The following is a 10,742-nucleotide window of genomic DNA, read 5'->3' as shown; positions in this document are numbered from 1 at the left end:
ACGGAGACTATGGCAGTCCCCGGAATCGCGCCCCAGCGCCCCGGCGTCAGACCGCCGGCATCGCGTAGATCTCCGGCCCGTTCGTCACCAACAGTCGGTTTCCCGCGAGGGCTATCTGCCAGGGGGCACCGGAATCCTTGTTGTCGGTCCAGGTCCAGCGGACGTCGCCGGTCTTGGCCTCAAGAGCGATGACGCCGCCGGACAGCGGCCCCGCGGCGCAGTAGAGCGTCTTGCCGACCCGCACGAACGACTCCGCCCCGCCACGGTCCTGGTCCTCGCAGAGCCAGATCCGCTTGAGGGTCTTGACGTCGACGGCCCAGATGCCACGGTCGTAGTCACTGACGTAGAGCACGCCGTCGATGACGGCCGGGTTGTTGAAACCGCGCCGGCCTTTGGGGGAGAGCGTCCACCGTGTGCGGCCCGTCTCCGCGTCCACCGCTGTGAGCTTCTCGCCGGGCAGGAAGACGAGACCGTCCGCGACCGTCGGCTGCCAGGCCCAGTCGTCGCCGATCTTCTGCGTCCACAACTGGTCACCGGTGGCGGTGTCGCGCACGGTGAGGTTGTAGTTGGAGTCCGTGTAGACGAGGTACTTGCCGGAGACGGTTCCTTGGACGTCGTAGTCCCTCGTGCCCCAGTCGCGGTGCTGGAGCCACACCTTCTTACCGGTGCTGTGGCTGATGGCGGCGACCGCAGTGCGGTACTTGGTGGCACTCGCGGCCTGGCCGTAGTCGGTGGCCGTGACGTACACGTTCTTGTCGTCGATGGCGATGGTGCCTTCGACGCCGAGTGCCTTGCCGAGGCGGCTGCGCCACACTTCCTTGCCGGACTTCACGTCGCGCGCGACGAGGACCCCCTCCGTGCCGCCATCGGTGAGGAACACCTTGTCCTCATGGAACAGGAGTTGGGAGCCAGGGGCGCAGACGTCGGGCTTCGACCAGCGTGTCTCGCTGGTTTTCACGTCGTAGGCCACCAAGGGGTCGCCGCTGACCAGGAGCAGACCCCCGTGGGTGAGGAGCGGTACGTCGGTGGTGGTGCTGTCCTCCGCTGCCGTCTCGTGCCACAGCGGCTGGGGGGCGACGCCGGCCGGCGGGGTGGTGAAGTTCTCCCCGGCGGGTTCGCCGCTCGTGCCGGAAGCCGTGGACTTGGAGTCTTCGTCCTGTCCGAGCCACCAAGCGGTCCCCCCGCCCGCCGCAGCGACGGCGGCGGCTCCGCCGAGCGCCAGACCGAGCACGCGGCGGCGGGAGTGCCCCGTGGAGGCGGTGGCCCTGGTGGAGGCCGGTCCTACCGCGAAAGGTTGTTCGTGAGCGCCGTAGGCTGGTGCTGTCGTCCCGTATCCCGGAGTGGGGGCGCCGCCGGGCGGTGTGGCGTAGCCGGGCCCCGGGGGGCCGTAGGCAGCCACAGGGGTGCTGCCATGTCCCGACACCGAGGGGTAGCCGTACCCGGGCGACGGTGTGGCCGTTGACGCCGGCGTCTCGTGCGCCATCGCAGGTGCTGGCCCGAAGGATGCGGCGATCGGTGCCGGAGACGGCTGCGGAGCCTCCAGGTCCAGAATTCCGGCGGCGTGCGTGGCGATCGTCGATGCCACCGCTGACGGCAGCCAGTCGCTGAGAACACCCTCGACGCCTTGCGGAGCGAGCGCCGTCACGATTTCCGACGGCACTGGCCGATGTGCCGGGTCCTTTGCGAGGCATGCGCGTACGAGGCCCAGCAGTTGCTGCGGTACGCCCTCCAGGTCGGGCTCGCCGTGCACGACCTGATACAGCAACGAGGCGTGTGAGACGGCGCCATGGCCGAAGGTTCCCCTGCCAGTCGCCGCGAACGCGAGCACGGCGCCCAGCGAGAAGACGTCCCCCGCCGTGCTGATGTCCTGACCGAGCGCCTGCTCCGGTGACATGTAGCCGGGTGAGCCGACCACGACTCCCGTCTGCGTCATACGGTTTCCGTCCACCGCCCGGGCGATCCCGAAGTCGATGACGCGCGGACCGTCTGCCGCCAGCAGGACGTTGGACGGCTTCATGTCACGATGGATCAGCCCCGCCGCGTGAACCTCCTGAAGGGCGGCGGCCAGGCCGGCAGCCAGTGCCCGGACGGTAGGCTCCGGCAGCGCACCGTGCGCGGCGACCACGTCTGTGAGGTCCGGGCCGAGCACGTATGACGTCGCCAACCATGGCAGCGGCGCGTCCGGGTCGGCGTCCACCACGGGGGCGGTGAAACGGCCGGAGACGGCCTTGGCTATTTCGACTTCGTGCCTGAAGCGGTCCCGGAAGTCGCCGTCCGCGGCGAGATCTGGACGTACGACCTTTACGGCAACGGTACGGCCACCGGGTGAACGGGCCAGGTAGACGCGGCCCATGCCTCCTGCGCCGAGTCTTCGCAGGAGCCGGTAAGTGCCCAACTCCGCTGGATCGTCCGGCTGCAGTGTCTCCATGGTGGGCCTTCCCGGCATTACGCGATGTGGCACGTCAGTCGCGTCTGATGGTGTTCGCTATCGCAGACACAGTAGTGAGCGCCTGATCAGGGTGGGAGTTAGGGGCCATGAGCGGAAGTTCGGCGAAGCCGAAGCGGAGAAAGGCGGCCGGGGCCGCCCTGCGGTACGAGCACAGGCCGGGGCGTCCTCCGTCTCTTCGCCGTGTGAAGACCACTGTCGGAGAGCGCCTGTTCGGCTGCCTTGTGCTGCCCGGCTTCGTCGCCCTGATCACGCCGCTGGTCTTCTTCGACATGTACTGGAGCCACGACCTCTGGGGTCACCTCGCTCCCGCGTGGCCCGGCGGCGCGTACGCCTTCGCCGCCACCGTCGGTGCTCTGGTGCCGCTGGTCTTCCTCGTCTGGGTGTGGCCGCTCACCCGGATGAACTGGAAGAAGAGCAGGGCCCGTTCGCTTGCCTGGGTGGCCGCATCTCTGCCCGGGCTCGCAGCGGGGTATCTGGTCGCCGGGGCGATCGCGACGACCATACGGCTGAAGCGGCGCCGGAACTGGGACTCCGACTGCTACAGCCAGGGCGGTCCCTGCTGGGTGCACGTGCACTATCCGTGGCTGTGGATCGTCGGCCTGGTCGCGACCCTCGCCTCGGCCGCGCTGCTGATCACCCTGCTGGTTAGGCTCAACCGCAGGTCATCCCCTACCGCACCTTCGACATCCGAGCCTGAGGCCGCCCCGACTCCTCGCTCTCCGACTGGTACTGGAGGTCGTCGCCCACCAGCCTGAGGTGGACGGTCGTGGCCGCCGGGTTGCAGCCGCTGTGGTTGGTCTTCGCGCCCACGGACGTCGCGACGAGCTCCTTCTTCGTCACCTGCTTCAGGGTCAGTACGTCGATGCAGACGCCGCCGATCTGGTCGGTCTGGCGGAGGCGGCCCAGTTCCTGGCCGAGGGCGGCCCGTTGGACCGTGATCCGGAACGTGCCGAGGGGCAGGTTGCCGTCCAGGGCGGTGCCCTGGCCGTCCCAGGTGCCGAGGTAGGCGGCGGGCACCGCGCCGGTGGCGCTGCTGCTCGCCGACGGTGCGGAGTGGTCGGCGCCCGGGGCGGCCCCGTCCCTGTCGTCCTGGGTGTCGCTGCCGCCCGGCAGCAGGTCGAACACGAACACCGACCCGATCGTCACGGCCGCCATCGCCCCCGCGACCGCCAGGGCGACCGAGCAGCTCAGCCTCCGCACCCGCCCGCCGCCCTCCGGCGTGGACGTCGCCGCCACGGAGACGGTGACCTTGCCGGGGCGGCGCCCGGTGTCCGAGGGGGCCGTGTCCTGCGGGCCGGCGTCACGGGGTGGGGGTACGGCGGTGAAGGGCGGGGCCGTGGGAGGTGTGGGCATGACAGGTGGGGGACCGAAGACCCCGGGCTCGGCAGTCCCGGTCCCGTGAGCCCCAACCGTCTCAGCGGCCTTTCCTGTCTCCCCACCCTCCCCCGTCTCGATCACCCCCACAGAAGGACTACTGAACCCCACCGGCCCCGAAGGCCCCCCGGCCCCCGGCCCGGCCGCCTCCAGGTTCAGCAGCTGCACGGCGCTCCGGCTCACTTGCTCCACCAGCGCCCCCGGCAGCCACCCGCCCGTCATCAGCCGGGCCGCTCCCTCGGGAGCCAGTCGTCGGGCCGCCTCCGCCGGGGCGGGCCGTGCGCCCGGGTCCTTCGTCAGGCAGGCGGCCGTCAGGGACCGCAGCTCTCCGTCCAGCAGGCCGAGTTCCGGCTCCTCGTGGACGACCTTGTAGAGCAGGGCCGCCGAGGAGTCACCGGGGAAGGGCGGTTCGCCGGTCGCCGCGTACGCCAGGACCGCGCCCAGCGAGAAGACGTCCGCCGCGCCCGTGACGCCCTTGCCCAGGATCTGCTCGGGCGACATGTAGCCGGGCGAGCCGATCGACACGCCCGTGGAGGTCAGGGACGCCGTGCCGTCCGTGGCCCGGGCGATCCCGAAGTCGATCAGCAGGGGGCCGTCGAGCGTGAGCAGGACGTTCGACGGCTTGACGTCCCGGTGCACCAGGCCCAGCTCGTGCACCGCCGCGAGCGCCTCGGCGAGCCCCGCTCCCAGGACCCGTACGGTGTGGGCCGGCAAGGGCCCGAAGTCCGCCACCGCGGCGGACAGCGACGGGCCCGCCGCGTACGCCGTCGCCACCCACGGCACCCGTGCCTCCGGGTCCGCGTCCAGGACCGGCGCCGTCCACGCGCCGCCCACCCGGCGCGCGGCCTGGACCTCGCGCCGGAAACGCGCCCGGAACTCCTCGTCCAGCGCGAAGTGCGGGTGCACGATCTTCACGGCGACCGTGCGGCCTCCGGCGCTGCGGCCCAGATAGACCCGGCCCATCCCGCCGGAGCCCAGCCTGCCGAGCAGCCGGTAGGGCCCCACGACGGTGGGTTCGTCGACATCGAGCGGCCGCATGGCGTCACCCCTCCCCCGTAGGCGTACGGAAGCCCGGGGCCCCCGGCTCCCCTACGCCTGCACTCTCAGCAGAGTAGTGCGGGAGGAGCGCCCGCTCACGGCTGAAGCAGGTCCACCTTCACGTCCGCCGCGAACCCGGTCGTCGGGCCGACGCGCCGGGCGAACTCGGCGACCGCCGCCAGCTGCGGCCCGCCGAAGCGGAAGTCGAGCGTCGTGAAGTACTGGGCGAGGGTCTCCTCGTCGAAGTCCTCCCAGCGGGCGGCCTGCTCGGCGACCTTGGCGACCTCCTCCAGGGAGAGGTTGCGGGACTCGAGGAAGGCCTCGTGCACCTTGCGCGTGAGGACCGGCTCGCGCTCCAGGTAGTCGCGGCGCGCCGCCCAGACCGCGAAGACGAACGGCAGGCCCGTCCACTCCTTCCACAGGGCGCCCAGGTCGTGCACGGCCAGGCCGAAGCGCGGCCCGTCGAGCATGTTCGCGCGCAGCGCCGCGTCTCCGATGAGCACGGCCGCGTCGGCCTCCTGCATCATCAGGCTGAGGTCGGGCGGGCACGTGTAGTAGTCCGGGCGTACGCCGTAGCGCTCGGCGAGGAGCAGCTGGGCGAGGCGGACGGAGGTGCGGGAGGTCGAGCCGAGGGCGACGCGGGCGCCGTCCAGCCGGTCCAGGGGGACCTGCGAGACGATCACGCACGACATCACCGGGCCGTCGCAGCCGACGGCGATGTCGGGGAAGGCGACCAGTTGGTCCGCGTGCTTGAGGAACTCGACCAGGGTGATCGGTGCGATGTCGAGTTCGCCCTGCACCAGCTTCTCGCTGAGCTTCTCCGGGGTGTCCTTCGTCAGCTCGAAGTCGAGGAGCGTGCCCGTTCTGGCGAGCCCCCAGTACAGGGGCAGGCAGTTCAGGAACTGGATGTGGCCGACGCGCGGCCGGGTGCGAGGATTGTCCACATCGTGAGGCTAGCCCTCTCGGCCCAGTGGTCGGCGTCCGGCCCCGCCGTGAGTTCGTGATCGCCGCCGGAGGCCCTCTCCGCCAGTCGGCGGCGGGATGTTCAAACATTCGGGTGACGTGATCTTGACCCCTATTGCATTCCGGGGCCTGCGTGCTAGGCTCATCGCAAGTTGCAGTTTGGTTTCCCTTGCAGTACAGAGCCTGCGGAGCATGTGACCGCGGGCTCTCGTCATTCTCAGACGTATGCAGTTGTGCAGAATTCATCTTCACACTTGCTGGTTCTGGAGCAGGGCAACCCTTTTGGGCCCAAGGAGGGCTTATGGCTACCGGAACCGTGAAGTGGTTCAACGCCGAAAAGGGCTTTGGTTTCATCGCCCAGGAGGGCGGCGGCCCCGACGTCTTCGTCCACTACTCCGCGATCAACGCGAGCGGCTTCCGCTCCCTCGAGGAGAACCAGCAGGTGTCTTTCGACGTCACGCAGGGCCCGAAGGGTCCGCAGGCTGAGAACGTCACCCCGGTCTGATCAGTAGTACCCAAGGAGCCCCGCGCCGTCAGGCGACGGGGCTCCTGCCTTTTCCCGTTCCCGGGTGCCGGTGAATTTCTCGCCAATTCTGCGAGAAGATGTCCGGATGCAGGGACGTGAAGAGAACGGCGAGAACGGCGAGCGGGAAAGCGGAACTCCCGCGCACAACCATCTGGCGACCGGCGTGTCCCTCGGTCTGTCGCTCGGCACGGCCCTCGGGCTGTCCCTGGGCCTGACCGTCTTCGACAACATCGGCCTGGGCCTGGCCCTGGGTCTCGGCCTGGGCACGGCTATCGGAGCGGCGGCGGGCGCCGGAGCGACGAGAGGGACCAAGGCACAGCAAGACGCCCGCCCGGACGACGGCCGGGGAGACGAGCCGGCCGGCTAGGGCGTGTCCGCGTCGGACGGGACGGGGCGGTGCGGTGCGGTGCCCTTCGGGGGCGCGGGAACTGCGCGACGGCCACAGCGGCGCCGCACACGCGGGACGACACCGCCGGCACGGCCCTGGGCGACGCGGGTCGCCCTCAGCGCAGGCCAGGGGCGGAAGTCCGAGCAGACGGGCAAACCCCGGGCAGGGCGTTCCGCCCCCGCAGTAGGGTCTCGGGGCATGACCGACGCCGACTTCGTGATCGAGACCCGTACCTTCTACGACACCGTGGCCGAGGACTACGCCGTCCATTTCCCTGGGCTGCACGGGACTACGCCCCTGGACCGGGGGCTGCTGGCCGGGTTCGCGGAGGTGGTGGGTGAGGGGGGCGAGGTCGCCGATCTGGGGTGCGGGCCCGGGCGGGTGACGGCGTTTCTGGCGGAGCGGGGGCTGTCGGTCTTCGGGCTCGATCTGTCGGAGTCGATGCTCGCGATCGCCCGCCGCGAGAACCCCGGACTCCGGTTCGTGCAAGGCTCGATCCTGGAGCTGGAGCTGCCGGACGACTCGGTCGACGGGGTCGTGTCCTGGTACTCGATCATCCACACCCCCCTGGACCACCTGCCCGGCGTCTTCGCCGGGTTCCACCGCGTGCTGCGGCCCGGCGGGCACCTGCTGCTCGGCTTCCAGGCCGGGGACGAGCCCCGCCGCTACGAGGAGGCCTTCGGACACCGGGTGGCCCTGGACTTCCGGCGGCGCCGGCCGGAGCAGATCGTCCCCCTGCTCGAAGCCGCCGGATTCGTACTGCGCTCCCGGACCGTACGGGAGGCCGACGAGGAGCTCGGGGAGCCGGTCGCCCAGGCGTGCCTCGTGGCCCGCAAGCCCCGGCGGCCCGCCGCTTAGGGGTCCTCAGAGCACCCCCGCGATGTCCCTCGCCGCGATGAACCCGAACGTCATCGCCGGGCCGATGGTCGAGCCCGCGCCCGCGTAGCTGTGGCCCATGACCGCGGCGCTGGCGTTGCCGGCGGCGTAGAGGCCCGGGATGACCGAGCCGTCCTCCCGCAGGACTCGGGCCCGGGCGTCCGTCAGCAGGCCGCCCTTCGTGCCGAGGTCGCCGGGGACGATGCGGAAGGCGTGGTACGGGGGCAGCCAGAGGGGGGCCAGGCAGGAGTTCGGGAGGACGGACGGGTCCGTGTAGTAGTGGTCGTAGGCGCTGTCGCCGCGGTGGAAATCGGGGTCCTCTCCCCGCCGTGCCTGGGAGTTGAAGCGGTCGACCGTCGTGCGCAGGGCCGCCGCCGGGACGCCGATCGAGGCCGCGAGCGCGTCCAGTGACCAGGCCTTGTGCGCGGCGCCCGAGTCGTACCAGGCGCCGGGCAGGGGCAGGGTCGGCAGGACGTCCTTGAAGAGGTACCGGTTGCGGTAGTTCTGATCGGTGATCAGCCAGGCCGGGATGGCCTCGCGCTCGTCGTACATGGTGTGGACGACGTCGCTGTAAGGGGCGGCCTCGTTGACGAAGCGTCTGCCCGAACCGTCGACCAGGAGGCCGCCGGGGAGGGTGCGTTCGGCGAGGCAGAAGTACGGCTGGCCCGGGACCGGGATCGCCGGGCCCCACCAGGCGTCGTCCATCAGGTCGAGGGCGGCCCCGAGCCGCTCCCCCGCCAGGATGCCGTCGCCGGTGTTCTCCTTGGCGCCTACGGTCCAGTCCGTGCCGATGGGCTGGCGCTGGAAGCGCTCGCGCATCGCCGCGTTGTGCTCGAAGCCGCCGGAGCCGACGATCACGCCCCGGCGGGCGCGGACCAGGCCGGGGGTGCCGTCGCGGGTGACGACCGCTCCGGTGACCGTGCCGTTCTCGACGTGCAGGTCGGTGAGGGGCGTGTTCAGCCACACCGGCACCCCGGCCGACCGCAGTCCCGCCCGCAGCCCGGCCGCCAGCGACTGGCCCATGGTCAGCGGCTTCTCGCCGCGCAGCGCCGCCGCGGTGCCCCGTGCCAGGCACTGGGCCGCGACAGCCGCGCCCTTGGCACTCACGGCGGCCAGCGTGACCCACTTGTAGTCGGCGCTGAAGACGACCATCCCGGCGGGCACGTCCATGTACGGCGGGTTCAGACGGGCCAGTTCCGGGCCCAGGATCCGGCCGTCGAGCTGGTCGGGCTCGATGGAGCGGCCGTTCGGCAGGCCGCCGGGCAGCTCCGGGTAGTAGTCGCTGTAGCCCTCCATCCAGCGGAAGCGCAGGGGGCTGTGGGCCATGACGTAGGAGATCGTGGCCGGGCCGTGGGCGAGGAAGGCGCGCTGCCGGTCGGCGGGGACGTCCGGGCCTACGACGGCGGCGAGGTAGGCGGCGGCCTTCGCGGGCGTGTCCGGGACTCCGGCCGCTTGGAGGACCGGGTTGTTGGGGATCCAGATCCCGGCGCCGGAGCGGGCGGCCGAGCCGCCGAAGGTCGGGGCCTTCTCCAGGACGACGCAGCTCAGCCCCTGTCCGGCGGCGGTCAGCGCGGCGGTCATCCCGGCCGCGCCGGAGCCGATGACGACGACGTCGTACGTGCCGAGCGGGGGTAATTCGGCTGCCTGTGCGCCCTGTTGCACCCCGGTGGCGACCGCGAGCCCGGCACCCGCGGCACCGGCCAGCACTCGTCTTCGGGAAGGCGCCCGCGAAGGCTCCCGCGAAGGAGCCCGGGAAGGAGCCTGGGAGGGGGAACCAGCGGGTGGTGCGGAGTTCGTGTCAGTGGTCATGACGGCTCCAGCGCGACAGACGGGGGGTGAATGTCGCGCGGGCACCCAGCGAAGTCAAGAGCCGGACCCGGAAGTCGAGCTCCCGGCCTACTCGAGGCCGATCGCCGCGCAGTCCGCCTTGTACCTCGAGGTGCAGATGTCCTTCACGGTGTAGACGCCGTCCGTGATCACCGTCTCCTTGATGTTGTCCTTGGTGAGGGCGACCACCGGCACCAGCATCGCCGGGATGCCCTTCGCCGTCGGGCTGTCGACGGTCTCCCGGGTCAGCGCGGCGAACTCGATCTGACGGCCCTGGACCTTGGCCACCGCGATCTTCGCGGCGTTCGTCGCCTCCAGCAGGAAGGACTTGTAGACGGTCATGTACTGCTCCCCCGACACGACCCGCTGCACCGCGTCCAGATTGGCGTCCTGCCCGGTCACCGGCGGCATCTTGGTGACGCCGGCCTCCTCCATCGCCTCGATGACGGCGCCCGCCATGCCGTCGTTGGCCGAGTAGACGGCGGCGATGTTGTTCAGCCCGACGGCCCGGATCGCCTTCTCCATGTTCGCCTTGGCGATGGAGGGCTTCCAATCCTTGGTGTCGTACTGCTCGACGATGTCCACCTGGCCCTGGAGCTCGCTCAGCGCGCCGTCCTTGAACCGGGCCGTGTTCGGGTCGCCGGGGTCGCCGTTCATCATGACGACCTTGTCGTTCTGGGACTTCTCGCCGAGCTCGCTCATGATGGCGCGGCCCTGCACCTGCCCGACGAGTTCGTTGTCGTGGGAGACGTAGGCGTCGATCGGGCCCTCGGCGAGCCGGTCGTAGGCGATGACCGGGATGCCCGCGTCCTTGGCCTTCCTCACGTCCGCGGCGATCTTCTTGGAGTTCAGCGCGTCCACCAGGATGACGTCGACCTTGTCGTCGATCATCTTCTGGAACTGCCGGCTCTGTCTGGACACGCTCGCCTCGGCGTTGGCGTACTGCACCTTGCCTTTGTTCTCCGTGAGGGACGCGACCTCGTCCCTGATCAGCGGGTAGTCGAACTTCTCGAAGCGAGCTGTGTCCCGGTCGGGCAGCAGCAGGCCCACAGTGATGTCGTTGCCCTTCCGCACGGCGCTGTCGTCACTCCCGTCGTCGCCGCACGCGGTGAGGGACAGGGCCGATACGGAGACCGCCAGGGCTATGGCGACAGGGCGCACAGCGGTCCGACGGGTGTTACGCGCTTTCACTTGGTGGTGCCTTCCGATGGGGGGAGCATCGCGACGGGATTGCTCGAAAGCCAAAGGGGAGACGGCGTACGGCGTCAAGAAAATCGTGTGAAGACATCGCAAAGGCCGCC

General features: G+C 70.6%; 9 protein-coding genes. 4 read left to right on the top strand and 5 right to left on the bottom strand.

Features of this window, described 5'->3' with window-relative positions:
* Positions 1–46: 46 nt before the first annotated feature.
* On the bottom strand, positions 47–2,428 hold the full coding sequence (locus tag ACWIF2_RS06990) for a protein kinase domain-containing protein (RefSeq protein WP_454359062.1): 2,382 nt from the start codon (positions 2,426–2,428) through the stop codon (positions 47–49).
* 203 nt (positions 2,429–2,631) lie between these two features.
* On the opposite strand from ACWIF2_RS06990, the gene ACWIF2_RS06985 reads away from it, so the two are divergent.
* A complete protein-coding gene (locus ACWIF2_RS06985) occupies positions 2,632–3,204 on the top strand; it encodes a hypothetical protein (protein ID WP_454359060.1) in 573 nt (190 codons plus the stop codon).
* On the opposite strand, the gene ACWIF2_RS06980 is transcribed toward ACWIF2_RS06985, so the two are convergent.
* A complete protein-coding gene (locus tag ACWIF2_RS06980) occupies positions 3,119–4,861 on the bottom strand; it encodes a serine/threonine-protein kinase (RefSeq protein ID WP_454359058.1) in 1,743 nt (580 codons plus the stop codon). The genes ACWIF2_RS06985 and ACWIF2_RS06980 overlap by 86 nt on opposite strands.
* 95 nt (positions 4,862–4,956) lie before the next feature.
* Positions 4,957–5,805, bottom strand: coding sequence for a menaquinone biosynthetic enzyme MqnA/MqnD family protein (locus ACWIF2_RS06975; RefSeq protein ID WP_454359056.1), 849 nt, complete (start codon positions 5,803–5,805; stop codon positions 4,957–4,959).
* Positions 5,806–6,125: 320 nt separating this feature from the next.
* On the opposite strand from ACWIF2_RS06975, the gene ACWIF2_RS06970 reads away from it, so the two are divergent.
* The 3 genes from ACWIF2_RS06970 to ACWIF2_RS06960 all read left to right on the top strand — a co-directional run bounded on the left by ACWIF2_RS06970 (position 6,126) and on the right by ACWIF2_RS06960 (position 7,596).
* The gene (locus ACWIF2_RS06970) at positions 6,126–6,329 is read left to right on the top strand and encodes a cold-shock protein (RefSeq protein WP_003992177.1); all 204 of its coding nucleotides are present in this window, start codon (positions 6,126–6,128) and stop codon (positions 6,327–6,329) included.
* Positions 6,330–6,435: 106 nt separating this feature from the next.
* Complete coding sequence (locus ACWIF2_RS06965; protein WP_454359054.1) at positions 6,436–6,717, top strand: hypothetical protein; 282 nt, start codon at positions 6,436–6,438, stop codon at positions 6,715–6,717.
* Positions 6,718–6,936: 219 nt separating this feature from the next.
* A complete protein-coding gene (locus ACWIF2_RS06960) occupies positions 6,937–7,596 on the top strand; it encodes a class I SAM-dependent methyltransferase (protein WP_454359052.1) in 660 nt (219 codons plus the stop codon).
* A gap of 6 nt (positions 7,597–7,602) precedes the next feature.
* Here ACWIF2_RS06960 and kstD read toward each other — a convergent pair whose 3' ends face one another.
* Positions 7,603–9,321 carry a 3-oxosteroid 1-dehydrogenase gene (kstD, locus tag ACWIF2_RS06955; RefSeq protein WP_454359050.1) on the bottom strand — a complete coding sequence of 573 codons (1,719 nt, stop codon included), beginning with the start codon at positions 9,319–9,321 and terminating at the stop codon, positions 7,603–7,605.
* A gap of 189 nt (positions 9,322–9,510) precedes the next feature.
* Positions 9,511–10,602 (bottom strand): sugar ABC transporter substrate-binding protein, encoded by a 1,092-nt coding sequence (locus ACWIF2_RS06950; RefSeq protein ID WP_454359048.1) that lies wholly within the window; start codon positions 10,600–10,602, stop codon positions 9,511–9,513.
* Positions 10,603–10,742 lie beyond the last annotated feature (140 nt).

This window comes from Streptomyces sp. NPDC055506 (genome assembly GCF_053643595.1).
Note: the sequence above shows the minus strand (reverse complement) of the source record. Positions and strands in the feature narration are given on the sequence as shown.

Coding starts and splice junctions, on each gene's coding strand:
- ACWIF2_RS06960 (WP_454359052.1), top strand. CDS start 6,937: ATGACCGACGCCGACTTCGTGATCGAGACCCGTACCTTCTACGACACC.
- ACWIF2_RS06965 (WP_454359054.1), top strand. CDS start 6,436: ATGCAGGGACGTGAAGAGAACGGCGAGAACGGCGAGCGGGAAAGCGGA.
- ACWIF2_RS06970 (WP_003992177.1), top strand. CDS start 6,126: ATGGCTACCGGAACCGTGAAGTGGTTCAACGCCGAAAAGGGCTTTGGT.
- ACWIF2_RS06980 (WP_454359058.1), bottom strand. CDS start 4,861: ATGCGGCCGCTCGATGTCGACGAACCCACCGTCGTGGGGCCCTACCGG.
- ACWIF2_RS06990 (WP_454359062.1), bottom strand. CDS start 2,428: ATGGAGACACTGCAGCCGGACGATCCAGCGGAGTTGGGCACTTACCGG.